Consider the following 26,204-nt stretch of genomic DNA (forward strand, 5'->3'; position numbering starts at 1 on the left):
GCTCAAGCCCAAACGTTCAAGCAGCTCGTCGGGGATGGTTTCGTGCGGCCCGGAGCCGATGCCCCGGCTGCGCAGCAGACGCACGGCCAGGCACACCAGGTTGGGGTACTCGGCGTATTGGCCGTCGTAGGACGGGTCGTGCTGGAAGCGCAGGGCGGTGGACAGTTCGTCCGGCATGTCCCAGTAGCGCATCAGCCAGGCGCCGATCTGTTCGCGGCTGATACCCAGCAAATGCTGCTCCACATAGCTGTGGCACAGGTGCGGGTTGACCTCCAGGTGTCGGCAGATCAGCGAGAAGTGCGGCGGAAACACGTGGGCCAGCAGCAGGTAACCGAAGTTGTGCAGCAGACCGGCCAGGTAGGTCAGGCCGGCTTCCGGGCGTTGCGCGCGCGGCATGGCGCGGGTCAGGCCTTCGATGACGGCGGCGGTGTAGATCGACTGGTGCCAGTACGGCGTGGCCTGGTGCGGGTGGTCCTTGGGCAGGCTCAGGGTTTTGCCCAGGGCCAGGCCCAGTGCCAGGTTGATCACCAGGTCGAAGCCCAGCACCCGCACGATGGCGTCTTCCACCGAGCGGATCTTGCCCGGCGAGGCGTAATAGGGCGAGGCGGCCCAGCTGACCACCTGGGCGGCCAGCGCCGGGTCGGTTTCGACCACGCCGGTGATGTCGTCGATGGTGGCGTTGGGGTCGACGCGCAGTTTGATGATTTTCTGCGCAGTGTCGGCCAGCGGCGGAATCTCGATGGTCGCTTCCAGGCGTTGCTGGATGCGCCGGGCCGTGAACGCCTGCATGGCCTGGGTGATTTCCTCGCGGTCATCATGGGGCCGGTCGAGGTTGGGCCGGATGTTGCTCAGCGGCTCGCCGAATTGAGCGGCGCTGGCCTTGGTCAGCATGGTCTTGAAGTCGGCGCTGGCGATCTCCAGCAGCAAACCGGCTTCGCCCGAGTGAACCAGCAGGCTCGACTCATCGAGCAGGCTGCCTTCATACAGGCAAGGTGAGCTGGTCAGCGCCGGCAGGCCGGGCAGCAGGCTGAGGTCATGCTTGCCCAGCATGCGTTCGATACGTTCCGGCGACACCGATGTCAGGCGGCGGCCGGTGAGTTCGGTCAGGCGGTTGAGGTCGAGCAACTGGTTCTGCGGGAACAGCACCATGAGCGCGCCCACCGCATCTTCCAGCAGCACCGCCTGGATCTTTCGCGCAGGGTTCAGGCCCGGATGTTCGGCGACTTCCGTATAGCTGATGGAGAGTTTCGCGAGCAGCGCCCGAATAACCGGCGGGGCGGTCAGTGGTGCGGCGGCGTGGGCAACTTCTGACATGGCCTGATCCAAATTCGTACAGTCTTTGGAGTATAACCAGCTTGATACAAATGTTGGTCGGATAAGTGAAACAGGCGTCACACTTGGCCGTATTGCTGCCCATGCCTGAGCCAGCGATCCAGCAGCGGGCTGACGTGATCCGGCCAACGCTCGAGCAGGGCCTGGGCCGCATCGCGCACTGCCGGCAGCAGGTCGGCGTCGCGCATCAGGTCGGCGACCTTGAATTGCAGCAGGCCGGTCTGGCGGGTGCCGAGCATCTCGCCGGGGCCGCGCAGTTCGAGGTCTTTTTCGGCGATGACAAAACCGTCGTTGGTTTCACGCATGATGCCCAGGCGTTGACGGCCGATCTGCGACAGCGGCGGATGATACAGCAGCACGCAGTGGCTGGCCGCGCTGCCCCGGCCGACGCGGCCACGTAGCTGGTGCAGTTGCGCCAGGCCCAGGCGCTCGGGGTTTTCGATGATCATCAGGCTGGCGTTGGGCACGTCCACCCCGACCTCGATCACCGTGGTGGCCACCAGCAGTTGCAGGTCGCCGGCCTTGAATTGCGCCATCACCGCGGCTTTTTCCGCCGGTTTCATGCGCCCGTGGATCAGCCCGACCTTGAGTTCGCCCAAGGCGCTGGTGAGGTCTTCGTAAGTAGTTTCGGCGGCCTGGCAGGTCAGCTCTTCGGACTCTTCAATCAGCGTGCATACCCAATACGCCTGGCGGCCTTCGGCGCAGGCGCCGCGCACGCGCTCGATGACTTCCACGCGCCGGGAGTCGGTGACCAGCACAGTATTGACCGGGGTGCGGCCGGGCGGCAGTTCGTCGAGGATCGAGGTGTCGAGGTCGGCGTAGGCGCTCATGGCCAGGGTGCGCGGGATCGGCGTGGCGGTCATGATCAATTGGTGCGGGCTCATGCGCCCGCCCGCGCCTTTCTGGCGTAGGGCCAGGCGCTGTTGCACGCCGAAGCGATGCTGTTCGTCGATGATCACCAGCGCAAGGTTCTTGAACTGCACTTCGTCCTGGAACAGCGCATGGGTGCCCACCACCATCGGTGCGCCGCTGGCGATCTGCTCCAGCGCGGTTGTGCGGTTTTTGCCTTTGAGTTTGCCCGCCAGCCACGCCACTTCCAGGCCCAGCGGTTCGAGCCAGCGCTTGAAGGTGATGAAGTGCTGCTCGGCGAGAATCTCAGTGGGCGCCATCAGCGCCACCTGGTAACCGGCTTCGAGTGCCTGCAGGGCGGCGAGGGCGGCGACCACGGTCTTGCCCGCGCCGACGTCGCCCTGGATCAGGCGCAGCATGGGTTCGGGCTGGCTGAGGTCGTAGGCGATTTCATTGCCCACGCGCTGTTGGGCACCGGTCGGCGCAAAGCCGAGGTTCGCCAGGTACTGCGCGGGCAGGCGCGTGGCCTTGGGCATCGCCGGGGCGCGCAGGGAGCGCATGCTCTCGCGCAGGCGTTGCTGGGACAGTTGGTGGGTCAGCAGTTCTTCGAACGCCAGGCGGTGCTGCGCCCAGTGATGACCGAGGGCCAGTTCGTCCACGTCCGCGTCGGCCGGTGGGTGATGCAGGTAGCGGATCGCATCGTCCAGCGGCGCCAGTTGATAGTCGCGGGCCAGCTCCACGGGCAGCCAATCGGGCAGGCTTTTCGGGCCGAGCATCGTCAGGGTCTGCTGGCACAGTTGGCGCAGGCGTTGTTGGGTGAGGCCTTCGGTCAGCGGGTAGATCGGCGTCAGGGTGGTGTCGACCGGCGGCGGCTCGTCGCCCGTAATGGCGCGGTATTCCGGATGGTAGATCTCCAGGCCCGAGGCGCCGGGGCGTGCTTCGCCGTAACAGCGCACGCGGGTGCCGCGCTTGAGGCCTTCCTTCTGCGCGTTGCTGAAATGGTAGAAGCGCAGGCTCAGGCCGCCGGTGCCATCCTGCAGGCGCACCACCAGGCTGCGGCGCTTGCCCATCACCACGTCGGCGCCGCTGACGGTGCCTTCGATCACTGCGTCCTGCCCAGGGCGCAAATGACCGATGGGCACCACGCGGGTGCGGTCCTGATAGCGCAGAGGCAGGTGGAACAGCACGTCCTGAAGGTTCTCCAGGCCGACCTTGGCCAACTTCTCGGCCATGGCTTCGCCGACACCCTTGAGTGCCGTCACCGACACCTGCGACAGCTCAGTCATACAGTGGCTCAGCTCGCAGCAGGCGGTTTGGCCACCGAACACAGGCGGATCGAGTCGGCCAGGATCTCAATGGCTTTGGGCCGCGGGAAGCTGGCGCGCCAGGCGATCGCCACGGTGCGGAACGGCACCGGCGGCGTGAGCGGGCGCACGGCGATCACGCCCGGGGCGTAGTGATGGCTGTCCACCGCCGACAGCGGCAGGATCGAAATGCCCAGGCCGGAGGCGACCATGTGGCGAATGGTTTCCAGGGAGCTGGATTCCACGGTGGTGTGTTTGGCGCCGTCGTGGCCCTTGGTCAGGGTCGGGCAGGCTTCCAGCACCTGGTCGCGGAAGCAGTGGCCTTCACCGAGCAGCAGCAGGCTCTTGTCGTTGAGCAGGCTGGCGTCGATGCTGTCTTTCTGCGTCCACGGGTGCGAGGCCGGCATCAGCACGTAGAACGGCTCGTCGTAGAGCGGCAGGGTCAGCACGTCAGCCTCGTTGAACGGCAGGGCGATGATGATTGCGTCCAACTCGCCGTTGCGCAGTTTGTCGCGCAGCACGTGGGTGAAGTTTTCTTCGATATACAGCGGCATCTGCGGCGCGACGCGGTGCAGTTGCGGAATCAGGTGCGGGAACAGGTACGGGCCGACGGTGTAGATGGCGCCGACTTTCAGCGGCGCGGTCAGCTGGTTTTTGCCGGCCTGGGCCAGTTCGCGAATGCTTTGGGCTTGCTCCAGGACCTTTTGGGCCTGGGCAACGATGCCTTCACCAACCGGGGTCAGGCGCACGGCGCTTTTGCTGCGCTCGAAAATCAGCACACCGAGTTCGTCTTCAAGCTTTTTCACGCCCACCGACAGCGTCGGCTGGCTGACGTGGCAACGCTCGGCCGCGTGGCCGAAGTGTTGTTCTTGGGCGAGGGTCACGATGTAGCGTAATTCTGTAAGAGTCATAGCGGGCGTCCATGAGGTTGCGAGCCAAGCATACCGGCTGCAATCGATAGACACACGTTATCAGAACTTTGATAAGGATTGAGCGGGGAATGTGCGAGATTTTGCTGAAGCGATAAAACCCGATGTGGGAAGGGCTTGCTCCCGATGGCGATGGGTCAGTCGAGGACGTGTCGACTGATGTACCGTCATCGGGAGCAAGCCCCCTCTCACATAGCCCGGCGCGTGCCTTTAGCGGCGACGCTTCTCGATGTTGTAAACGAACGGCGCGACGATCTCGATGCTGCCGCTTTTCACCATGTCGGCCGGTGGCTTGGGCAATGGCTGGGCGCGACGGATCATGTCCAGGGTGGCGCGGTCCAGGTCGGCGTTGCCGGAGCGGCCCACCAACTCGTAGGACAGCACATTGCCTTCGGCATCGACCACGAAGCGCAAGCGATTCATGCCTTCCTTGCCACTGTTCTGCGCGCTTTGCGGGTACTTTTTGTACTTCTGCAAGTGCGCCAGCAGGGCGCCTTCCCAGGAGGCTTTGGCGGCGACCTGTTGCGGCGACGGGCCCGGTGCGGGCTGGGCCGATTTCTCCGCCGGTGTATTGGTCGGCGGCGTGTCGCTTGGTGGCGTCTCGGAAGGTTTCTCCTTGGGCGGCTCGGGCTTTTTCTCCTCCGGTTTGGGCGGCTGGGGTTTCGGCTTGGGCTTGACCGGCTTGGGCACCTGGATCGTCGGCTTGGGCGCTTCGGCCAGTTTCGGCAGCGGCAGCTCTTCCACCGGGGCGGGCGGCTGCGGCGGCGTGACCACCTTGGGCGGTGCCGGCGGCGGCGGTGCGGGCATCGGCGCCAGGTCGATGACCATGGCCGCCGGTGGCAGCTGGACCGTGCGCGGCGCCGACCAGTGGAGCGCGATGGCAATCGCGATGGCATGCACGCCCAGCACGACGGCGAGGCTGGTGCCATAACGCGTCAGTTTGTGGCGCGTCGTGATCATTTTTTGGCTGCCGTCTCAAGTCCGACCAGGCCGACCTTGAGGTAGCCGGCTGCCCGCAGGGCATCCATCACGCTCATCAGGTCGCCGTAGTCCACGCCTTTGTCGGCCTGGAAGAAGATCGTCGTGTCTTTCTTGCCTTGGGTCTTGGCGTCGAGCGCCGGCCCCAGGGTTTCGGCTTTGACTTCTTCTTCGCCCAGGAACAGGCGCTGGTCCGCCTTGACGCTGAGGAAAATCGGTTTCTCCGGCCGCGGCGCGGGTTTGGCGCTGGAGGCGGGCAGGTCGACCTTGATATCCACGGTGGCCAAGGGGGCCGCCACCATGAAGATGATCAGCAGCACCAGCATTACGTCGATAAACGGCGTGACGTTGATTTCGTGGTTCTCGACGAGTTCGTCGTCGCCTTGATTCAAATGCAGGCCCATGGCCGATTACCCCACTTTCACCATGTGCGGTTGCGAGCTGCGCTCGGAAGGCAGGTGATCGAGGTCGCGGCTGACCAGCAGCAGGACTTCTGCCGACGCGTCCGATACCTGAGCCTTGTAGCCGGCAATCGAACGGGCGAAGACGTTGTAGATCACCACCGCGGGAATCGCGGCAACCAGGCCCAGGGCGGTCGCCAGCAAGGCTTCGGCGATGCCGGGAGCGACGACGGCGAGGTTGGTGGTCTGGGTTTTGGCGATGCCGATGAAGCTGTTCATGATGCCCCACACGGTACCGAACAGACCGACGAACGGCGCGGTGGAACCGATGGTCGCCAGCACGCCAGTGCCGTTGCTCATGTTACGACCGCAGGCTGCCACCAGGCGCTCGAGACGGAACGCCACGCGCTCCTTGATGCCTTCTTTTTCGCGGGTGTTGGCCGACAGGCGCATTTCTTCCAGCGCGTCGTGTACCAGCGTATTGGCCAGGGTGCCCTTCTTGGTCGCCGTTTCGCTGGCTTCCTTGAGGGTGGTGGCCTTTTTCAGGTGGACGATCTCGCTGCGCAGGCGGCGCTTGGCGCCCAGCAGTTCGAAGCCTTTGGCGATCCAGATGGTCCAGGTGATGATCGAGGCGATGGCCAGGCCGATCATCACGGCTTTCACTACCACGTCAGCGTTTTGGTACATGCCCCATGGCGACAGGTCGTGGGCCATGCCAAGGGTGTTGTTTTCTTCCAGCACCACGCCGGGCTCGTCGGCGGTGGCCGGCACTGCAGCCTGGGCTGGGTCTGTGGCGGCCGGCACCGCAGGGGCGGCGGTGGCATTCTGTTCGGCAGCAGCAGGAGCCGCCGGCGCGGTGGCATCAGCGAATGCGGCGGTCGGTGCCAGCAGTACGCTGAACAGCAGCGCCGCAATCGCACGCCAGGCGCGGGATGGACTGTGAAGTTTGGTTGGCGAAGCGGGGTGTGTATTACGTGTCATGCTGGCCGGACCTGAGAGAAAAAAATGAGTGATCGTCCTTCCAGACCCTGCGAGGTCGAGGACAAATGGGTCGTTATTATTGCAAGTAATTCTTGTTAACAGAAGTAATACAGTAACTTTATTTGTCCTTTTTCTGGCCGCTGGTCTCCTGCGACGGCTAATCTAGACCTTTCAGTACGGAGTTTTGTGATGTCTGCGCCTTCTGTTGTGATTGCCGGTTGTGGCGATGTGGGGAGTCGGCTGGCCAGCCAATTGCTCGCCTCGGAATGGGAGGTTCATGGCCTGCGGCGTGATATTTCGCGCCTGCCCGATGGCGTGATCGGCATTGCCGGTGACCTGTTCAATAAGGATTGCCCTGACACCTGGCCGATCGGCGGGGTGGATTACCTGGTGTATTGCGCGGCGGCGACGGATCACGACGAAGCCGGTTATCGCGCCGCTTATGTGCAAGGGTTGCAGCATGTGTTGGAGTGGTTGAAGGATTACGGCCAGGAGCCCAAGCATCTGCTGTTTGTGTCCAGCAGCAGTGTGTATGGGCAGCAGCAGGGCGAATGGGTCGACGAAACGTCCGAGACCCAGGCAAAAGGCTATTCCGGGCAGGTGATGCTGGAAGCCGAGCAAGTCGCGCTGAACAGCGGCATTGCGGCGAGCATCGTGCGCTTGACCGGGATTTACGGGCCGGGCCGCGAGTGGCTGCTGACGCAGGTGCGCCAGGGTTATCGCGTGGCGATCGATCCGCCTTTATATGGCAACCGGATCCACGCCGATGATGCGGCTGGCCTGCTGGCGTTTTTGTTGCGGCATGTGGAGCAGGGCGGTTCGCTGGATCGGATCTATATCGGTGTCGATGACGCACCGGCGCCGTTGGCCGAGGTGGTGGCCTGGTTGCGTGAGTACCTGGGTGTGACGCAATGGTCCGATGACGCCAGTGTGCGCCGCGCCGGGAGCAAACAATGCAGCAACGCCCGGGCCAAGGCGTTGGGCTGGGTGCCGACGTATCCGAGTTATCGCGAAGGCTACGCGGCCATCCTGAAGGGCTGAGCCGCGGTCAGAAAAGGTGGGAGGGGGTTTGCTTTGTCAGCCACGGTTGTAGTGGCTGATGCACCGCGATCGGGAGCAAGTCGAATCGTCGCATCGCCCCTCCCGCATTCAGGTCTGTGGGATGACGGTTATTGTTTTTCAAGCAGCCACTGGCGTGGCCCCGGTGTAAACGAGGGCACTTCGTCGGCCTGCGAGGTATTGATCGCCTGGAAGATTTCCAGCTGCTTGCCCTTGCGGGCAAAGATCCACGCATTGCCCACGCCGTTGCGTTGCAACCACATGCTGTCGTAGCCGCCGCTCATGGAGGCGCAATCACCCGCCAGGCATAACGAATATCGATCGGCGCCCGGCAAGCCGGCCACTTGGCCGTTGGCCTGGAACTGCACGGTGGCACCTTCGCCATTGCCGTTGGCGATTTTCCAGTCGCCGCCCATATAAGCGGCGTACAGCGCGCGCTCGAAGTTGGCGCCCAATGGCGCGCCTTCCGGTGCAGGTTCCTTGGCGCGGGCAAACAGCTGTTCGGGCTCGTTGTCGTTGGCCACTTGCAGCAGTTGCCGACCTTTGCGCTTGAGATCGGTGGCGGCGCTGCCGTAGAAGTCGACGCTCCAGGCACCGGGCTTCTCACCGAGCAACTTGCCTTCCGCTACTTCAAAACCGTTGTAGTAGCGGGCCTGCAGGGCCTTGGTGTTGACGTCCCACTCGAGGTTCGGGCCAAAGCTCTGCAGTGCTTCACGCAAAGGGCCGCCCTTGGCTGCCGCGTCGATGGCAACCTGGTTGATCCAGGTGCCGCTCACATCCAGGTCGGCGGGGTTGCTGGCACAGCCGCCGAGCAACAGGGCGAGCAACGAAGAGGCTACAAGCGCTTTGCGCATCATGAAATCCTTTTAAAACGAAGTCGGCGCAGCCTATGGAGGCTGCGCCGGGTGTTTTACTCGATGACCAGAATCGCGTCCATCTCAACCTGTGCGCCCTTTGGCAGGGCAGCAACGCCGATAGCGGCGCGGGCTGGGTAAGGCTGTTCGAAGTACTTGCCCATGATCTCGTTGACCTTGGCGAAGTGGCTCAGGTCGGTGAGGAAGATGTTCAGCTTGACGATGTCCTTGAACGAACCACCGGCAGCTTCGGCGACCGACTTGAGGTTTTCGAAGACCTGTACGGTTTGTGCTTCGAAGCCTTCAACCAGTTCCATGGTCTTTGGGTCCAGTGGGATCTGGCCGGACATGTAGACGGTGTTGCCCGCCTTGATCGCCTGGGAGTAGGTGCCGATGGCGGCTGGGGCTTTGTCGCTGGTGATAACAGTCTTGGTCATGAATGACTCCTTGTAAGAGGTGGGCTATGCACGCATGCGGGTGATGCGGATCACACCGGTCAAGGCGCGCAGTTTCTTGATCACGCGGGCCAGGTGTACGCGGTCGTGTACGCTGACCACCAGTTGGACCACGCTGATGCGACCATCGCGCTCGTCCATGCTGATTTTCTCGATATTGCCGTCGGCCGCGTTAACGCTGCTGGCCAGCAGGGCGATCAGGCCGCGCTGGTGCTCCAGCTCGACCCGCAGCTCGACGTTGAATTCGCCGGTGACATCCTTGGCCCACGAGAGCTGGATGCATTTTTCCGGGTTGTGGCGGATTTCGCTGATATTGCGGCAGTTGTCCAGGTGGACCACCATGCCTTTGCCCGCCGACAGGTGCCCGACAATCGGGTCGCCCGGGATCGGCGTGCAGCACTTGGCGTAGCTGAGCACCAGGCCCTCGGTGCCGCGAATCGCCAGCGGACCTTCCGGGCTTGGCAATTGCTCGCCTTCGCCGAGCAGGCGACGGGCGACCACATAGGCCATGCGGTTGCCCAGGCCGATGTCTTCCAGCAGGTCTTCGATGGTTTCCTGGCGATACTCGCTGAGCATCGCTTGCACGCGCTCGCCGGGGATTTTCTCGAGGGCGCTGTCGAAGCCGTTGAGCACCTTGTTCAGCAAGCGTTCGCCCAGGCTGATGGACTCGGAGCGGCGCTGCAGTTTCAGGGCGTGGCGAATATGGGTACGCGCCTTGCCGGTGACCACGAAGTTGAGCCACGCCGGGTTCGGCCGGGCGCCTGGTGCGCTGACGATTTCCACGGTGGAGCCGCTTTGCAGCGGTTCCGACAGCGGGGCCAGGCGCCGGTTGATGCGGCAAGCGATGCAGCTGTTGCCGACATCGGTGTGTACGGCGTAGGCAAAGTCGACGGCCGTGGAGCCTTTGGGCAGCTCCATGATCCGGCCCTTGGGCGTGAACACGTAGACCTCGTCCGGGAACAGGTCGATCTTCACGCTCTCGATGAATTCCAGGGAGTTGCCTGCACGTTGCTGCATTTCCAGCACGCCTTTGACCCACTGGCGCGCGCGGGCGTGGGTGCCTTTGGGCTGCTCGTCGCCGCTGGATTTGTACAGCCAATGGGCGGCGATGCCGTTGTTGGCCATCTCTTCCATTTCCCGGGTGCGGATCTGGATCTCGATCGGCACCCCATGCATACCGAACAGCGTGGTATGCAGCGACTGATAGCCGTTGGCCTTGGGAATGGCGATGTAGTCCTTGAAGCGGCCCGGCAGGGGTTTGTACAAATTATGTACAGCGCCCAATACGCGGTAGCAGGTGTCGACCTTGTCGACGATGATCCGGAACGCATACACGTCCATGATCTCGTTGAAGGCCCGGCGCTTGCCGCGCATCTTCTTGTAGATGCCGTAGATGTGCTTCTGCCGCCCGCTGACCTCGCCCTCGATCTCGTCGATCGCCAGGCAATGGCTCAGCGACTCTTCGATCTTGTTGACGATTTCCTTGCGGTTGCCCCGGGCACGCTTGACCGCCTGGTAGATGCGCGCCGAACGCATCGGGTGCATGGCCTTGAAGCCGAGGTCTTCGAATTCGATACGAATGGCGTGCATGCCCAGCCGGTTGGCGATGGGCGCGTAGATTTCCAGGGTTTCCTTGGCGATGCGCCGGCGTTTTTCGCCGGACAGCACTTCCAGTGTCCGCATGTTGTGCAGCCGGTCGGCCAGCTTGACCAGGATCACACGGATATCCCGGGCCATGGCCATCGCCATCTTCTGGAAGTTTTCCGCCTGGGCTTCGGCCTTGGTCTCGAAGTTCATCTGGGTCAGTTTGCTGACCCCATCGACCAGTTCGGCCACGGTGTCGCCAAATTGCGCGCTGAGCGCTTCCTTGGCGATGCCGGTGTCTTCGATCACGTCATGCAGCATCGCGGCCATCAGGCTCTGATGGTCCATGTGCATGTCGGCGAGAATATTGGCCACCGCAAGAGGATGGGTGACATACGCCTCGCCGCTGCGGCGGCGTTGGCCGTCGTGGGCTTGTTCGGCGTAGAAATACGCTCGGCGGACCAGGTTGACCTGGTCTGGGCCGAGGTAGGTCGATAAGCGATCGGCGAGGGCGTCTATGCTCGGCAAAGGATGGACTCCTGCCGCGTGCGTTGACACCGCGCCGTGCTACGTCGACCAGGCATAGGCTTAGACGGCCTCGTTGGACTCGTCCTCGAACGCTGCAAACAGCGGTTCGTCTTCAACGATCTCGGCGTTGGCGATGAACTCGTAGCTCATCAGGCCTTCAGCGATTTCGCGCAGAGCGACAACGGTAGGCTTGTCGTTTTCCCACTGGACCAGGGGCTCTTTGCCGCCAGTGGCCAGTTGACGGGCACGCTTGGTAGAGAGCATGACCAGCTCAAAGCGGTTATCCACGTGTTCTAGGCAGTCTTCAACGGTTACGCGGGCCATGGTATTCCTCGGAGCGAATGCAAGATGCGCGCTGCCCGGTTGGGCGAGCGGACTAAACAGTTTAAAAAATCACCAGCGTTTAGGGAAGCGCTGATTTTTCCCAGGCTCTCGCAAAACCGCTGCAAGTGCCAATGTAAGGCCCTCGCAGCGGTTTTGGGAAGAGCTGATCAACCGAGCAGTTCGGCCAATAACTTGCCGAAACGCTGTTGTTGGCGTTTTTGCTGGAGCTGATTGGCGCGGAAAATCGCCTTCAAATCGTCCAGAGCGTGGGCAAAATCGTCATTGATGATCAGGTAATCGTAGTCGACGTAGTGGCTCATTTCGCTGACGGCTTCACGCATGCGGCCTTCGATGATCGCGTCGCTGTCCTGGCCGCGGTTGGTCAGGCGCTGGTGCAAGGCTTCCAGGGACGGCGGCAGGATGAAGATCGACCGCGCCTTGGGCATCAGCTGGCGCACTTGCTCGGCGCCCTGCCAGTCGATTTCCAGGATCAGGTCGTGGCCTTCGTCCAGGGTCTGTTGCAGGTGGCTTTGCGAGGTGCCGTAGAGGTTGCCGAACACTTCGGCGCGCTCAAGGAAGGCGCCGTGCTCGATCATCTTGACGAACTCGGTGCGCTCGACGAAGTGATAGTGAACGCCGTTCACCTCGCCCGGGCGCATGGCGCGGGTGGTGTGGGACACCGAGATGCGGATCTGTTCGTCAGCGTCGGTCAGGGCCTTGACCAGGCTGCTCTTGCCCGCGCCCGAGGGGGCGGAAATGATGTAAAGGGTGCCGGTGCTGTGGGTCATGGAAGTTGCCTTACTCAATATTCTGTACTTGTTCGCGCATTTGCTCGATCAACACTTTGAGGTTGACCGCCGCCGTGGTGCTGCGCGGATCGAACGCCTTGGAGCCCAGTGTATTGGCTTCGCGGTTGAGTTCCTGCATCAGGAAATCCAGGCGCCGACCGGCGGCGCCGCCGGACTTGAGCACGCGGCGTACTTCAAGGATGTGGGTGCTCAGGCGATCGAGTTCTTCGGCGACGTCGCTCTTCTGCGCCAACAGGACCATTTCCTGCTCCAGACGTACCGGATCGAGGTCGGCCTTCATGTCGGCGAAGCGGTCGAGGACCTTCTGGCGCTGGGTCGCGAGCATCTGCGGCACCAGCTCGCGCAAGGTGACCACGTCGGCTTCGATCGCGCTCAGGCGCTCGCTGATCAGGCGGGCCAGCTCAGCGCCTTCGCGCTCGCGGCCGGCCTTGAGTTCCTTCAAACCCTGGGTGAACAAGGCGAGGGCTTCGGCGTTGAGGGCTTGCGGGTCGCTGGCGTCGGCCACCAGCACGCCGGGCCAGGCCAGCACTTCCAGCGGGTTCAGCGCGGCCGGCTGCTTGATCAGGCCGGCGATGGTTTCGGCGGCGGCGACCAGTTGCGCGGCGCGTTCGCGGTCGACCTGCAGCGGTTTGCCGGTGGTTTCCTCGGTAAAGCGCAGGGTGCACTCCAGCTTGCCGCGGGAAATGCCCTGGCGCAGTGCTTCACGTACCGCGCCTTCGAGGTCGCGGAACGATTCCGGCAGGCGCAGGTGCGGCTCCAGGTAGCGGCTGTTGACCGAGCGCAGTTCCCAGCTCAGGGTGCCTTGCGCGCCGGCTTTTTCGACGCGGGCGAAGGCGGTCATGCTGTGCACCATGGAGGTACCTCGCGTTGCAGTCCCGCGATGGCGGGCTGATGGGTAAATTGAAGCCGACAGGCTGCGAAGGCGCAGGAGTGTAGCGCAGTGGGACGATTGGCCCCAAACCCTGGCACTGACAAAGCACCGCCAGTCGACGATTCGTAACCGAATTTTTTAGACGTGCCCCGAATCGGCTCGCGGCTCTATAATGCTCGGCAGTTTTTCGTCCTCCGTACAGGTATCCCCTATGAAACGTCCAAGTGGTCGCGCTGCCGATCAGCTCCGCTCGATCCGCATCACCCGCAACTACACCAAACACGCCGAGGGATCTGTACTGGTCGAGTTTGGCGATACCAAGGTGATCTGCACCGTCAGCGTCGAAAACGGCGTGCCGCGTTTCCTCAAGGGCCAGGGCCAGGGTTGGTTGACCGCCGAATACGGCATGCTGCCGCGCGCCACTGGCGAGCGTAACCAGCGTGAAGCCAGCCGTGGCAAGCAAGGCGGCCGTACCCTGGAAATCCAGCGCCTGATCGGCCGTTCGCTGCGTGCTGCCCTGGACATGTCCAAGCTGGGCGACGTGACCCTGTACGTCGACTGCGACGTGATCCAGGCCGACGGCGGCACGCGCACTGCCTCCATCACCGGTGCCATGGTTGCGCTGGTCGACGCGTTGAAAGTGATCAAGAAGCGTGGCGGCCTGAAAGCCGGCGACCCGCTCAAGCAGATGATCGCCGCTGTGTCGGTGGGTATGTACCAGGGCGAGCCAGTGCTGGACCTGGATTACCTGGAAGACTCGGCCGCCGAGACCGACCTGAACGTGGTGATGACCAGCACCGGTGGTTTCATCGAAGTGCAGGGCACCGCCGAAGGTGCGCCATTCCAGCCGGCTGAGCTGAATGCCATGCTGGCGCTGGCGCAGAAAGGCATGACCGAGATTTTCGAGCTGCAGAACGCCGCGCTGGCCGACTGAACCGGCTTCAAGGAGAAACGCCATGAGTGACAGTCAACTGCCGGTTCCAGCACCGTCCAAGGAAGTCCGCCAATGGGCGATGTTGTGTCACTTCGCGGCGTTTCTGGGCCTGGTGTTCCCTTTCGGCAGCCTGTTGGGGCCGCTGATCCTGTGGCAGATCAAGAAGGACATGGACCCGCTGATCGATGATCAGGGCAAGGAAGCCCTGAATTTCCAGATCACCGTGGCCATTGCCTGGCTGGTCTGCATGGTGCTGGGGTTCGTGGTGATCGGCTTCCTGTTGATGTTGATCCTGGTGGTCGCGGCGCTGGTGCTGACGATCATTGGCGGGATCAAGGCCAACAACGGCACGGCCTACCGCTACCCGTGGACCTGGCGGCTGATCAAGTAACCAGGCGCGCACAAAAAAACCGACAGCGATGTCGGTTTTTTTTGTGCCTGGGCAAAGACCTCAGATGGTCAGTGTCCAGTCGTAGTCCACGATCAGCGGCGCGTGCTGCGAGAAGCGCGGCTGGCGTGGCAGGCGTGCGCTGCGCACAAAGCGACGCAGGCCTGGGGTCAGCAGCTGGTAGTCGAAACGCCAGCCCAGGTTGAGCATCTCAGCCTGTTCGTTGTCTGGCCACCAGCTGTACTGGTCGCCTTCGCGGCTGACTTCGCGCAGGGCATCGACATAGCCCATGTTGCCGACAATCTCGTCCATCCAGGCCCGTTCCGGCGCCAGGAAGCCCGGGGATTGCTGGCTGTCGCGCCAGTTCTTGATATCCAGCTTCTGTTGCGCCACGTACAGCGAGCCACAATAAATGTACTCGCGACGTTTGCGTCGCTGTTTATCCAGATAACGGGCGAAGTCGTCCATTAGCTTGAACTTCTGGTTCAAGTCTTCATCGCCGTTCTGCCCCGAAGGAAGCAGCAAGGTCGCGATGCTGACCTTGTCGAAATCGGCTTGCAGGTAGCGCCCGTAGCGGTCGGCTGTCTCGAAGCCGAGGCCGCTGATGACCGCCTTGGGTTGCAACCGCGAGTACAAAGCCACGCCACCTTGGGTGGGCACTTCGGCATCGCAGGCATAAAGGAAGTAGCCATCCAGTTGGAAGGCTGGATCGTCCAGTTCAAAGGCGGAGGCGCGGGTGTCCTGCAGGCAGATGACGTCGGCATTCTGGGCTTGCAGCCAACTGAGCAAACCACGCTCGACTGCAGCCTGAATACCATTAACGTTCACACTGATGATCCGCATAAATGGCCCCAAAAATCGCGTGCGTGTATGATACACGCCGTCTACCTAATTAGCTAAATCCGTGGTATCTGAGGCTTTTTTCATGCAGGCGTATCAACGCGATTTCATTCGTTTTGCCATCGATCGCGGGGTTTTGCGCTTCGGTGAGTTCACCCTCAAGTCCGGGCGCACCAGCCCGTATTTCTTCAATGCCGGCTTGTTCAACTCGGGTTCGGCCCTGGCTCAGCTGGGGCGTTTCTACGCGGCTGCCATCGTTGAAAGCGGTATTTCCTTCGACGTTCTGTTCGGTCCGGCCTACAAGGGCATCCCCCTGGCCGCCGCGACGGCCGTGGCGTTGGCCGAGCACCATGGGCGCGATCTGCCGTGGTGCTTCAACCGCAAGGAAGCCAAGGCCCATGGCGAAGGCGGTAGCCTGGTGGGCGCGCCGCTCACCGGCAACGTGCTGATCATCGACGACGTGATCACCGCTGGCACCGCCATCCGTGAAGTGATGCAGATCATCGCCTCCCAGGAGGGTGCCAAGGCCGCAGGCGTGTTGATCGCCTTGAACCGCCAGGAGCGTGGCAATGGTGAGTTGTCGGCGATCCAGGAAGTGGAGCGCGATTTCGGCATCCCGGTGGTGAGCATCGTGTCGTTGAACCAGGTGTTGCAGTTCCTGGAAGATGATCCGCAGCTCAAGCAGCACTTGCCGGCAGTACGGGCGTACCGCGAGCAGTTCGGCGTCCAGTAAACGCCGCACAACAAAAAGCCCCACCCTGTAGGAGCGAGCTTGCTCGCGAAGAACGCCAACGATGACGCGTTTATTCTGGATGAACGCGGCGTCTTTACGTTTTTCGCGAGCAAGCTCGCTCCTACAGAGGGTGGGGCTTTTTGTGGTTAAGGACGCTTGCGGTTGCTGATCAGCGTACCCACACCGGTGTCGGTGAAGATTTCCAGCAGAATCGCATTTGGCACGCGGCCATCAAGGATCAGCGAGCTGCCGACGCCGCCCTGTACCGCTTCCAGCGCACAACGGATCTTCGGCAGCATGCCGCCATAGATGGTGCCGTCGGCGATCAGCTCGTCCACTTGTTGGGTGGTCAGGCCGGTCAGCACCTTGCCTTGCTTGTCCATCAGGCCGGCGATGTTGGTCAGCAGCATCAGCTTTTCAGCCTTCAGCGCTTCGGCCACTTTGCCGGCAACCAGGTCGGCGTTGATGTTGTAGGACTCGCCGTTGGCGCCCACGCCGATCGGCGCGATGACCGGGATGAAATCACCTTTGACCAGCAGGTTCAGCAAGTCGGTGTTGATACCGATCACTTCGCCCACCTGGCCGATGTCGATGATTTCTGGCTGGGTCATTTCCGGCGTCTGACGGGTCACGGTCAGTTTTTTCGCGCGGATCAGCTCCGCGTCCTTGCCGGTCAGGCCAATCGCGCTGCCGCCGTGGCGGTTGATCAGGTTGACGATGTCTTTGTTCACCTGGCCGCCGAGGACCATCTCCACCACGTCCATGGTCTGCGCGTCAGTGACACGCATGCCATCGATGAAGTGGCTTTCGATCGACAGGCGCTTGAGCAGGTCGCCGATCTGCGGGCCGCCGCCGTGGACCACCACCGGGTTGATCCCCACGGCTTTCATCAACACGATATCGCGGGCAAAGCCGGTTTTCAGCTCGTCGCTTTCCATGGCATTGCCGCCGTATTTGATCACCAGCGTCTTGCCGACGTAGCGTCGAATGTAGGGCAACGCTTCGGACAGGACCTTGGCGGTGTTGGCAGCGGCTTCGCGTTCGAGGGTCATTCAGGGCTCCGGTGCAAAAAAATCAGAACGGTAATTGGAGATCGGGGGCAACACGTTTCAACTGGACGTGGAACACGTCCTTGATGCGCTGCAACTCAGCCTCGGTATCCGCCTCGAAACGCAGCACCAGCACCGGTGTGGTGTTGGACGCGCGAACCAGGCCCCAGCCTTTGGCGTAATCGACTCGCACACCATCAATGGAGGTCAGGTTGGCGCCTTCGCCCCATTGCGCATCGTGCAATGCGTCAATGATGCTGAATTTGCTCTCTTCGGTCACATGGATATTGATCTCTGGCGTAGAAATATCATTCGGGAAGGTCTGAAACAGCTCCTGCGCCGTGGATTTTTCCTTGCTGAGGATCTCCAGCAGACGAGCGGCGCTGTAAATGCCGTCGTCAAACCCGAACCAGCGCTCCTTGAAGAACACGTGGCCGCTCATTTCGCCGGCCAGCAGTGCGCCGGTTTCCTTCATTTTCTTTTTGATCAACGAGTGACCGGTCTTCCACATCAGCGGGCGACCGCCATATTCCTTGATCAGCGGCGTCAGGCGACGGGTGCATTTTACGTCGAAGATGATTTCGGCATTCGGGTTGCGCGCCACCACATCACGGGCAAACAGCATCAGCAGGCGGTCGGCGAACACGTTTTCGCCGGTGTTGGTCACCACGCCCACGCGGTCACCGTCGCCGTCAAAGGCCAGGCCGACGTCGGCCCCGGTTTCCTTGACCTTGGCGATCAGGTCCACCAGGTTTTCAGGCTTGCCCGGGTCTGGATGGTGGTTGGGGAAGTTGCCGTCGACGTCGCAGAACAACGGCACCACTTCGCAGTTCAGGGCTTCGAGCAGTTGCGGGGCGATCACGCTGGCCGCGCCGTTGCCGCAGTCCACCACCACTTTCAGGCGGCGCGCGAGTTTGACGTCGCCGGTGATTTCGTCGGAGTAGCGCTGAAGAATGTCGACCTTGGTGATGCTGCCTTTGCCGCTGGTCAGGTCGTTGGTTTTCAGGCGCGTGTGCAGGGCCTGGATCTGTTCGTTGGCCAGGGTGTCGCCGGCGATGACGATCTTGAAGCCGTTGTAGTCCGACGGGTTGTGGCTGCCGGTGAGCATCACCCCGGATTTGCCGGCCAGCACGTTGGCGGCGTAGTACAGCGCCGGGGTCGGCACCAGGCCGACGTCGCTGACATGGCAACCGCTGTCGGCCAGGCCCTGGATCAATTGCTCCACCAGTTCGGGACCGGACAGGCGACCGTCACGGCCGACCGAAACGTTCGGTTCGTCCTGGGCCAGGCTTTGGGCGCCGATGGCGCGGCCAATCCAGTAGGCGGTTTCGGCAGTCAGGGTCTTGGGCACCACGCCACGGATGTCATAGGCGCGGAAGATGCTGTCGGGGAAGGTCGGGGCTACTCGGGCGGCGGTACTCATCGCGGGGGGAAACTCCATCTGAAAGAGACAAGGCTGGCCTTAATGTGGCTGACCGGCAGGCTTAAACTGAAGGGTATGACGGCGTTTTCGGTGCAGAGTTCGTGGTGCAAAAAGGCCATCGGAGCATCCGCTCCGCGCTTATGTTTACGTAATGCATTGATTTTACTGATGAAATGTCGATCGTCAGGTCCGCGCATTCTTCATCCTGAAAGGTCATGCGGTGGCATCTAACCGGGCCGGACGGTAGCGTCCGCCCCGGTTTGGTGTGGTCAGTGACTGCCGGAATGCCCAAAACCGCCTGCGCCGCGTTGGGTTGCGTCGAATTCCTGTACCAGTTCGAAGTGCGCCTGCACCACCGGCACCAGCACCAGCTGCGCGATGCGCTCGCCGACGACGATGTTGAAGGCGGTCTGGCCGCGGTTCCAGCATGACACCATCAGCTCGCCCTGGTAGTCCGAGTCGATCAGGCCGACCAGGTTGCCCAGCACGATGCCGTGCTTATGGCCGAGGCCCGAGCGCGGCAGAATCAGCGCCGCCAGGCCCGGGTCGCCGACGTAGATCGACAGGCCGGTCGGAATCAGCAGGGTCTGGCCCGGCTCGAGGACGGTGTCTTCCTTGAGCATGGCGCGCAGGTCCAGGCCGGCGGAGCCCGGTGTGGCATAGGCCGGCAGGGGGAAGTCGGTGCCGATGCGGGGGTCGAGGATCTTGGCTTGCAAAGCGTGCATGTAAATTAAACCTGGTTCAGCCGTTGGGCGATAAAAGAGATCAGTTGGCGGGCAATCTTGCCCTTGCTGGTCTGGGCGAAAAGGGTGGCGTGCAGGTCGCGGTCGATCACGCTGCAGGCGTTTTCCTCACTGTTGAAGCCGATGCTTGGGTTGGCGACATCATTGGCAACGATCAGGTCGAGGTTTTTGTCTTTCAATTTGCGTGCGGCGTAGTCCAGCAGGTGCTCGGTCTCGGCGGCGAAACCGACGCTGAACGGACGGTCCGGGCGGCTGGCGATGGTGGCCAGGATGTCCGGGTTACGCACCATTTGCAGGAGCAGGCCGTCGCCGCTGGTAGGGTCTTTCTTGAGCTTTTGCGGGGCGACGACTTCCGGGCGGTAATCCGCAACCGCTGCCGAGGCGATAAACAGGTCGCAGGGAATGGCCGCCTCACAGGCCGCCAACATGTCCCGGGCGCTGACCACGTCGATCCGGGTGACACGATCGGGCGTCGGCAAATGCACCGGGCCGGTGATGAGGGTCACGCGCGCGCCTGCCTCGACCGCCGCTTCAGCCAGGGCAAAGCCCATTTTTCCTGAGCTATGGTTGGTGATGTAGCGCACCGGGTCGATGTTTTCCTGGGTCGGGCCGGCGGTGATCAACACGTGCTTGCCAGTCAGGGCCAGGTGCTGGAAGCACTCCGCGGCGCACAGTGCCAGGTCGGTGGCTTCGAGCATGCGGCCCATGCCGACGTCGCCGCAGGCCTGGCTGCCGGAGGCCGGGCCGAACACCTTGAGGCCACGGCTTTGCAGGAGCTGCATATTGGCTTGGGTGGCCGGGTCGCGCCACATGGCCTGGTTCATGGCCGGGGCGATGGCGACAGTGGCGTCGGTGGCCAGGACCAGCGTGGTCAGCAAGTCATCGGCGATGCCTTGCGCCAGGCGGGCGATCAGGTCGGCGGTGGCCGGGGCGATCAGCACCAGGTCGGCCCATTTGGCCAGTTCGATATGGCCCATGGCGGCTTCGGCGGCCGGGTCCAGCAGGTCCAGGTGAACCGGGTGGCCGGACAAGGCCTGCATGGTCAGCGGGGTGATGAACTCACTGCCGCCGCGGGTCATGACCACGCGCACTTCGGCGCCCTGGTCGAGAAGCCTGCGAACCAGCTCTGCGCTCTTGTAGGCGGCAATGCCGCCGCCGACGCCGAGAACGATGCGTTTCCGATACAGACGCTGCATTGGTTTGCCTTTCCAGTTCAGTGAAGCCAGTTCAGTGACGCCTGCGATGCCCCCTCCCCAGGTGAAATCGCATGCAAAAAAGAGGGCCTACGATAACACAGCGTCCGCCAGGCAACAGCGGCGCACATGCACAGGGAGGCGGGATGAGTATTCGTGATTGGCCGGTGGCCGAGCGGCCGCGGGAGAAGCTTTTGGAATGGGGGGCCGCAACGCTGTCCGACGCCGAACTGTTGGCTATCTTCCTGCGCACTGGCGTGGCCGGGCGGAGTGCGGTGGACCTGGCGCGGCATCTGTTGGCGCAGTTCGGTGGCTTGCGCCCGCTGCTGGAGGCCAGCCAGGTGCTGTTCAGCCAGCAGTTGGGGCTGGGGCCGGCGAAGTTTGCCCAGCTGCAGGCGGTACTGGAAATGTCCCGGCGCCACTTGGCCGAACAGCTGCGCAGTGACTCGGTGCTGGAAAGCCCGGTCGCTGTGCGGGACTACCTCAAGGCGCTGTTGCGCCATGAGCCTCACGAGATTTTCGGCTGCCTGTTTCTCGATTCAAAGCATCGGGTGCTGGGGTTCGAGGCGTTGTTCCAGGGCACCATCGACGCCACCGTGGTTTACCCGCGGCAAGTGGTCAAGCGCGCCCTGGCGTATAACGCGGCGGCGTTGATCCTGTGCCACAACCATCCCTCGGGGAGTGTGGAGCCGAGTGCGGCTGATCGAAAATTGACCAAAATCCTGCAAAAAGCCTTGGAAGTGGTGGATGTGCGGGTGCTGGATCACATCATCGTGGGCGATGGTGATCCATTGTCGATGGCGGAATACGGGTGGATGTAGGAGGGGCAGAGCAGTTGCAAGGTTGCAGCTGCAAGCCTCAAGGGGGCTTGCAGCTTGCAGCTCAGGGCTTGACGCTGACTTTCGAAAAGTCCTGCCGCCCAAACGGGCTCACTTGGTACCCATTGACATTCTTGCGGATCAGGGCGAACGCCATCGGGTGCGCCAGCGGCAGCCACAGTGCCTGCTGTTGGATCTGCGCCTGGGCCTGTTGATACAGCTTGCTGCGCACCCCTTGCTCGCTGGTGGTCTTGCCGGCGCTGATGAGTTTGTCCAGGGCCGGGTCGCAATAGCGGGCGAAGTTGGTGCCGGATTTCACTGCCGCGCAGGAGAACTGCGGAGTCAGGAAGTTATCCGGGTCGCCGTTGTCGCCGGCCCAACCCATGAACAGCAGGTCATGTTCGCCGGCCTTGGCGCGGCGGATCAGCTCGCCCCATTCGATCACGCGGATCTCGGCCTGGATGCCGACCTCGGCCAGGTCCGCCTGCAACAGTTGCGCGCCGAGGTTGGGGTTGGGGTTCAGCAGGCTGCCGGTGGGGCGTGTCCAGATCGTGGTCTTGAAGCCGTCCTTGAGCCCGGCGCGCTCCAGCAGCAGCTTGGCCTTGGCGATGTCCTGTGGATAACCCGGCAACTCCTTGGCATAGCTCCAGGTGTTGGGCGGGTAGGGGCCGTTGGCGGCTTCGGCGGTGCCTTCGAACACGGCTTTGAGGTAGCTGTCCTTGTCGAAGGCCAGGTTGATCGCCTGGCGCACTTCGGGCTTGTCCAGCGGTGGGTGCTGGCTGTTGATCGCGACGAATGCAGTCATGAATGCTGCGGTTTTTTCTATTTTGAGTGCAGGATCTTTCTCGGCTTCGCCCACATCCAGGGGTTTGGGCGACAGTGCGATCTGGCATTCGTCGCGGTGCAGTTTCTGCAGGCGCACGTTCGCATCCGGGGTGATGGCGAAGATCAAGTTATCCACAGCCGGTTTGCCGGCGAAATAGTCCGGGTTGGCTTTGTAGCGCACCACGGCATCTTTCTGGAACCGCGTGAAAATGAACGGGCCGGTGCCGATGGGCTGGCTGTTGAGCTTCTCCGGGGTGCCGGCCTTGAGCAGCTTGTCGGCGTACTCGGCCGGGTAGATCGAGGCAAAACCCATGCTCAGCGCAGCGAGGAAGGTTGAGTCGGGGTGATCGAGGGTGAAGCGCACGGTCAGCGGGTCAAGGGCGTCGATCTTCTTGATCAGTGCCGGCAATTGCAGCGACTGGGCATGGGGGAAGCCGCTCTGGGCGATCTTGTGCCATGGGTTGGCCGGATCGAGCATGCGCTCGAAGCTGAAGCGGACATCCTCGGCGGTCAGGGTGCGGCTCGGGGTGAAATAGTCGGTGCGGTGGAATTTTACGTTGGGGTGCAACTGGAAGGTGTAGGTCAGGCCGTCCGGCGACACTTCCCAACTGTCCGCCAGGCTTGGCACCAGCTTGCCGCTGACTGCGTCATAGTTCACCAGGCTGTTCATCAGCACGTCGGCCGAGGCGTTGGTGGTGGTCAGCGAGTTGTACTGCACTACGTCGAACCCTTCGGGACTGGCTTCGGTACACACGCTCAGATTGGTGGCCGCCAGGGCCTGCGACGCGATAAACAGAGGGGCTAGCAAAAGCGGTAGGGCAGCGAGGCGCATGTTCGGTTTCCTGTGCAGATCGAAGGCCCATCTGCGAGTGCAGTCTGGAAAAGTCCTACCGTAGTGGTCTGATTGATAAATGACTAGTCCATTTTTGCCTGTGCTTTTGGCTCAAATGCTGTTTTGATGGCGCCTCAGCGCGTTTCGCCTTGTACTTTTTGGTACTTGCGGGCGTTGTAAATCATTCTGTGCGACGAGCGGTCGGCTATTGCAGCGGCCCCTCCTGGCAACGGTTCGGCCATCTGTCGCCGAGATTTACGCCGGTAAAAACACACGGGCTGTTGTTGCACTTGGGTCTTTCTGGTATAAAGCAGCGCTCTTTTCTAGGGGCCCGGTTCCTTCGCTTGTAGGTGTAGCCGGTAAGACCCTAAAGAAACGCGGCGCCTGGCGCCAAATGACTGAGAGATTAAGCGGCCAACCCATGCCGGGTTGGGCATGTGGTTTTAGAGGGCTGAGGCATGTCGAGAGTCTGTCAAGTTACCGGTAAGGGTCCGGTGACTGGGAATAACATTTCCCACGCAAATAACAAAACCCGTCGTCGTTTCCTGCCGAACCTGCAGCATCACCGCTTCTGGGTTGAAGAAGAGAAACGTTTTGTGCGTCTGCGCGTATCTGCCAAAGGCATGCGCATTATCGACAAGCGTGGCATCACTGTCGTGCTGGCCGAAATCCGCGCCGCTGGCAAGATCTAAGGAGCTCTATCATGCGTGAATTGATTCGAATGATCTCTAGCGCCGGTACTGGTCACTTCTACACTACCGACAAGAACAAGCGTACTACCCCGGACAAGCTCGAAAAGAAAATGTTCGACCCGCGCGTTCGCAAGCACGTGATCTACAAAGAAGGCAAAATCAAGTAATTGATTTTCTTCCTTGTGAAAAAAAGCCCGTTTCTCACGATTCGGGCTTTTTTTTTTGCGCAGGATTTGCTGATCAGGCCTTCTGTTCGAACACCACATAGATCTTGCGGCATGGCTCGAGCACTTCCCAGGTGCCGCTGAAGCCGGCCGGGATCACGAAGCGGTCGCCGGCGCGCAAGGTCTTGGCGTTGCCCTCGGCATCGCGCAGTACGGAAACCCCCTGCACAATCTCGCAGTACTCATGTTCGGTGTAGTTGACCTTCCACTGCCCGACTTCGCCTTCCCAGACGCCGGCGCTCATCTGGCCGCACGGGCTGTTGTAGTGGTTGTAGATCGTTTGCTCGGGATTGCCCTTGAGGATTTTTTCCGGGGCAGGGAGGTAGCGATCTGGGGCGGTGTTGGCTTGGCTGAAGTCGACGATGTCCTGGATGCTCATGTGCGTGTCCCGTCTGGCCTGCGGTTGGAGAGCCCAAAGTCTATGTTTATTAAAATGAACATCGCAAGGGCGTTTACCGGCGTTATGTCAAATATATTGATACATCCCCAGCCGCTGGTTTAGGGTGGCAGTTGCCTTGAGCCGAACAACTGGCTGGCGGGGCAAGCATTCTTTGAGGCTGCCGGGGTACATCGCCTGGCCCTTGTATTCAATAAGAGGAGGACACTCGCATGACCACCCTGACCCGTGCCGACTGGGAGCAACGCGCCAAGGATCTGAAGATCGAAGGCCGCGCCTATATCAATGGCGAGTACACCGCCGCCGTTTCCGGCGACACGTTCGAATGCATCAGCCCCGTCGATGGCCGCCTGCTGACCAGCGTTGCCAGCTGTGACGTCGCCGACGCCCAGCGCGCCGTGGAAAATGCCCGCGCCACGTTCAATTCCGGTGTCTGGTCGCGCCTGGCGCCGGCCAAGCGCAAGGCCACCATGATCCGTTTCGCCGCGTTGCTCAAGGCCAATGCCGAAGAGCTGGCGCTGCTGGAAACCCTGGACATGGGCAAGCCGATCAGCGACGCCCTGAATATCGACGTACCCGGCGCGGCGAATGCCCTGAGCTGGAGCGGCGAGGCCATCGACAAGATTTACGATGAAGTCGCTTCCACCCCTCACGATCAGCTGGGTCTGGTGACCCGTGAGCCGGTCGGTGTGGTTGCCGCCATCGTGCCGTGGAATTTCCCGCTGATGATGGCTTGCTGGAAACTCGGGCCGGCGCTGTCGACCGGTAACTCCGTGATCCTCAAACCGTCCGAAAAATCCCCGCTGACCGCCATCCGCATCGCGGCGCTGGCCGTTGAAGCCGGTATTCCAAAAGGCGTGTTCAACGTGCTGCCGGGCTACGGCCACACCGTGGGTAACGCGCTCGCGCTGCACATGGATGTCGACACCCTGGTGTTCACTGGCTCTACCAAAATCGCCAAACAGCTGTTGATCCGCTCCGGCGAATCGAACATGAAACGTGTATGGCTGGAAGCGGGCGGCAAGAGCCCGAACATCGTGTTCGCCGATGCCCCGGACCTGCAAGCCGCCGCCGAATCCGCCGCTGGCGCGATTGCCTTCAACCAGGGCGAGGTCTGCACCGCCGGTTCGCGCCTGCTGGTGGAGCGTTCCATCAAGGATAAATTCCTACCGCTGGTGATCGCCGCGCTGAAGGGCTGGAAGCCAGGCAACCCGCTGGACCCGGCCACGAACGTCGGCGCGCTGGTGGACACTCAACAGATGAACACCGTGCTGTCCTACATCGAAGCCGGTCATGCCGACGGTGCCAAACTGGTGGCGGGCGGCAAGCGCACGCTGGAAGAGACCGGTGGCACTTACGTCGAGCCGACGATTTTCGACGGCGTGACCAACGCCATGAAGATCGCCCGCGAAGAAATCTTCGGCCCGGTCCTCTCGGTGCTCACTTTCGACAGCGCCGAAGAAGCCGTCGCCATCGCCAACGACACCCAATACGGCCTGGCCGCGGCGGTGTGGACGGCGGATATCTCCAAGGCGCACCTCACCGCCAAAGCGCTGCGCGCCGGTAGCGTGTGGGTCAACCAGTACGACGGCGGTGACATGACCGCGCCGTTTGGTGGCTTCAAGCAGTCGGGCAACGGTCGCGACAAGTCGCTGCATGCGTTCGACAAGTACACCGAGCTGAAGGCGACCTGGATCAAGCTCTAAGCAACACCGCAGGTCCCCTGTAGGAGCGAGCTTGCTCGCGAAGAACTCAAAGACGCCGCGTTCAACCAGACAGCACGCGTTATCGTTGGCGTTCTTCGCGAGCAAGCGCGCTCCTACCGTTCGTTTGCAGCCCTGAAAAAACTATCCAC

The 26,204-nt window shown here is 62.0% G+C and carries 26 protein-coding genes and 1 pseudogene; 8 read left to right on the top strand and 19 right to left on the bottom strand.

Translation table 11 applies throughout. The features are described 5' to 3' along the window. From AC07W0_RS14085 to exbB, 6 genes are all read right to left on the bottom strand, one after another. A partial coding sequence (locus AC07W0_RS14085) for an HDOD domain-containing protein (RefSeq protein WP_495029332.1) occupies positions 1–1,314 on the bottom strand: 1,314 nt, incomplete at its 3' end. A gap of 77 nt (positions 1,315–1,391) precedes the next feature. Continuing rightward, positions 1,392–3,467, bottom strand: a complete 2,076-nt coding sequence (gene recG, locus AC07W0_RS14090; RefSeq protein WP_017846067.1) for an ATP-dependent DNA helicase RecG — start codon at positions 3,465–3,467, stop codon at positions 1,392–1,394. Between the two features lie 8 nt (positions 3,468–3,475). Continuing rightward, positions 3,476–4,396 carry a hydrogen peroxide-inducible genes activator gene (locus AC07W0_RS14095; RefSeq protein ID WP_046488968.1) on the bottom strand — a complete coding sequence of 307 codons (921 nt, stop codon included), beginning with the start codon at positions 4,394–4,396 and terminating at the stop codon, positions 3,476–3,478. Between the two features lie 228 nt (positions 4,397–4,624). Next, a complete protein-coding gene (locus tag AC07W0_RS14100; RefSeq protein ID WP_017846065.1) occupies positions 4,625–5,374 on the bottom strand; it encodes a TonB family protein in 750 nt (249 codons plus the stop codon). After that, positions 5,371–5,796, bottom strand: a complete 426-nt coding sequence (exbD, locus tag AC07W0_RS14105) for a TonB system transport protein ExbD (RefSeq protein WP_017846064.1) — start codon at positions 5,794–5,796, stop codon at positions 5,371–5,373. Before exbD ends, AC07W0_RS14100 begins: the two co-directional genes overlap by 4 nt. 6 nt (positions 5,797–5,802) lie before the next feature. Continuing rightward, positions 5,803–6,774 carry a tonB-system energizer ExbB gene (exbB, locus tag AC07W0_RS14110; protein WP_102617856.1) on the bottom strand — a complete coding sequence of 324 codons (972 nt, stop codon included), beginning with the start codon at positions 6,772–6,774 and terminating at the stop codon, positions 5,803–5,805. Positions 6,775–6,963: 189 nt separating this feature from the next. On the opposite strand from exbB, the gene AC07W0_RS14115 reads away from it, so the two are divergent. Then, entirely contained in the window at positions 6,964–7,815 is an 852-nt protein-coding gene (locus tag AC07W0_RS14115; protein WP_017846062.1) for an SDR family oxidoreductase, read from the top strand. 128 nt (positions 7,816–7,943) lie between these two features. Here AC07W0_RS14115 and AC07W0_RS14120 read toward each other — a convergent pair whose 3' ends face one another. The 6 genes from AC07W0_RS14120 to AC07W0_RS14145 form a co-directional block, all read right to left on the bottom strand. Further along, the gene (locus tag AC07W0_RS14120) at positions 7,944–8,687 is read right to left on the bottom strand and encodes a hypothetical protein (protein ID WP_017846061.1); all 744 of its coding nucleotides are present in this window, start codon (positions 8,685–8,687) and stop codon (positions 7,944–7,946) included. 56 nt (positions 8,688–8,743) lie between these two features. Next, positions 8,744–9,124, bottom strand: coding sequence for a RidA family protein (locus tag AC07W0_RS14125; protein ID WP_003176922.1), 381 nt, complete (start codon positions 9,122–9,124; stop codon positions 8,744–8,746). A 24-nt stretch (positions 9,125–9,148) separates the two neighbouring features. Then, positions 9,149–11,254 (bottom strand): bifunctional GTP diphosphokinase/guanosine-3',5'-bis pyrophosphate 3'-pyrophosphohydrolase, encoded by a 2,106-nt coding sequence (spoT, locus tag AC07W0_RS14130; protein ID WP_102617855.1) that lies wholly within the window; start codon positions 11,252–11,254, stop codon positions 9,149–9,151. 60 nt (positions 11,255–11,314) lie between these two features. Further along, positions 11,315–11,578 carry a DNA-directed RNA polymerase subunit omega gene (gene rpoZ, locus AC07W0_RS14135; RefSeq protein ID WP_003176920.1) on the bottom strand — a complete coding sequence of 88 codons (264 nt, stop codon included), beginning with the start codon at positions 11,576–11,578 and terminating at the stop codon, positions 11,315–11,317. A gap of 167 nt (positions 11,579–11,745) precedes the next feature. Then, the gene (gmk, locus tag AC07W0_RS14140) at positions 11,746–12,366 is read right to left on the bottom strand and encodes a guanylate kinase (RefSeq protein ID WP_017846059.1); all 621 of its coding nucleotides are present in this window, start codon (positions 12,364–12,366) and stop codon (positions 11,746–11,748) included. Positions 12,367–12,376: 10 nt separating this feature from the next. After that, entirely contained in the window at positions 12,377–13,240 is an 864-nt protein-coding gene (locus tag AC07W0_RS14145) for a YicC/YloC family endoribonuclease (RefSeq protein ID WP_017846058.1), read from the bottom strand. A gap of 229 nt (positions 13,241–13,469) precedes the next feature. Between AC07W0_RS14145 and rph the strand changes: the two genes are divergently transcribed. Both rph and AC07W0_RS14155 read left to right on the top strand, forming a co-directional pair. Further along, positions 13,470–14,192, top strand: coding sequence for a ribonuclease PH (rph, locus tag AC07W0_RS14150; protein ID WP_003195497.1), 723 nt, complete (start codon positions 13,470–13,472; stop codon positions 14,190–14,192). A gap of 22 nt (positions 14,193–14,214) precedes the next feature. Beyond that, the gene (locus AC07W0_RS14155) at positions 14,215–14,583 is read left to right on the top strand and encodes a DUF4870 domain-containing protein (RefSeq protein ID WP_017846057.1); all 369 of its coding nucleotides are present in this window, start codon (positions 14,215–14,217) and stop codon (positions 14,581–14,583) included. Between the two features lie 60 nt (positions 14,584–14,643). On the opposite strand, the gene crc is transcribed toward AC07W0_RS14155, so the two are convergent. Then, positions 14,644–15,423, bottom strand: coding sequence for a catabolite repression control protein Crc (crc, locus tag AC07W0_RS14160; RefSeq protein WP_003195493.1), 780 nt, complete (start codon positions 15,421–15,423; stop codon positions 14,644–14,646). Positions 15,424–15,505: 82 nt separating this feature from the next. Here crc and pyrE point away from each other — a divergent pair, with 82 nt between their 5' ends. After that, positions 15,506–16,153, top strand: coding sequence for an orotate phosphoribosyltransferase (gene pyrE / locus AC07W0_RS14165; protein WP_017846056.1), 648 nt, complete (start codon positions 15,506–15,508; stop codon positions 16,151–16,153). Positions 16,154–16,299: 146 nt separating this feature from the next. On the opposite strand, the gene argB is transcribed toward pyrE, so the two are convergent. The 4 genes and pseudogenes from argB to coaBC form a co-directional block, all read right to left on the bottom strand. Then, positions 16,300–17,205, bottom strand: a complete 906-nt coding sequence (gene argB / locus AC07W0_RS14170) for an acetylglutamate kinase (RefSeq protein ID WP_017846055.1) — start codon at positions 17,203–17,205, stop codon at positions 16,300–16,302. Positions 17,206–17,227: 22 nt separating this feature from the next. Further along, a pseudogene (locus AC07W0_RS14175) lies at positions 17,228–18,652 on the bottom strand (phosphomannomutase/phosphoglucomutase); the annotation flags it as partial. Between the two features lie 242 nt (positions 18,653–18,894). Next, positions 18,895–19,350 (bottom strand): dUTP diphosphatase, encoded by a 456-nt coding sequence (gene dut, locus AC07W0_RS14180; RefSeq protein ID WP_017846053.1) that lies wholly within the window; start codon positions 19,348–19,350, stop codon positions 18,895–18,897. Positions 19,351–19,355: 5 nt separating this feature from the next. Continuing rightward, positions 19,356–20,564: a bifunctional phosphopantothenoylcysteine decarboxylase/phosphopantothenate--cysteine ligase CoaBC gene (gene coaBC, locus AC07W0_RS14185; protein ID WP_102617852.1), complete on the bottom strand. Its 1,209-nt coding sequence runs from the start codon at positions 20,562–20,564 to the stop codon at positions 19,356–19,358. Positions 20,565–20,707: 143 nt separating this feature from the next. Between coaBC and radC the strand changes: the two genes are divergently transcribed. Then, positions 20,708–21,382, top strand: a complete 675-nt coding sequence (gene radC / locus AC07W0_RS14190; protein WP_017846051.1) for a RadC family protein — start codon at positions 20,708–20,710, stop codon at positions 21,380–21,382. Between the two features lie 61 nt (positions 21,383–21,443). Here the strand turns inward: radC and AC07W0_RS14195 are convergent, their stop codons facing one another. Next, positions 21,444–23,036 (bottom strand): ABC transporter substrate-binding protein, encoded by a 1,593-nt coding sequence (locus AC07W0_RS14195; RefSeq protein WP_102617851.1) that lies wholly within the window; start codon positions 23,034–23,036, stop codon positions 21,444–21,446. Positions 23,037–23,494: 458 nt separating this feature from the next. Between AC07W0_RS14195 and rpmB the strand changes: the two genes are divergently transcribed. Further along, positions 23,495–23,728 (top strand): 50S ribosomal protein L28, encoded by a 234-nt coding sequence (gene rpmB / locus AC07W0_RS14200; RefSeq protein WP_003176907.1) that lies wholly within the window; start codon positions 23,495–23,497, stop codon positions 23,726–23,728. A gap of 11 nt (positions 23,729–23,739) precedes the next feature. Beyond that, complete coding sequence (rpmG, locus tag AC07W0_RS14205) at positions 23,740–23,895, top strand: 50S ribosomal protein L33 (protein WP_003176906.1); 156 nt, start codon at positions 23,740–23,742, stop codon at positions 23,893–23,895. A 73-nt stretch (positions 23,896–23,968) separates the two neighbouring features. Here the strand turns inward: rpmG and AC07W0_RS14210 are convergent, their stop codons facing one another. Further along, entirely contained in the window at positions 23,969–24,331 is a 363-nt protein-coding gene (locus tag AC07W0_RS14210) for a cupin domain-containing protein (RefSeq protein WP_017846047.1), read from the bottom strand. A gap of 230 nt (positions 24,332–24,561) precedes the next feature. Here AC07W0_RS14210 and AC07W0_RS14215 point away from each other — a divergent pair, with 230 nt between their 5' ends. Beyond that, a complete protein-coding gene (locus AC07W0_RS14215; protein ID WP_046381649.1) occupies positions 24,562–26,055 on the top strand; it encodes an aldehyde dehydrogenase in 1,494 nt (497 codons plus the stop codon). The last annotated feature ends 149 nt before the right edge of the window (positions 26,056–26,204 follow it).

It is taken from the genome of Pseudomonas sp. GW704-F2 (assembly GCF_059423025.1).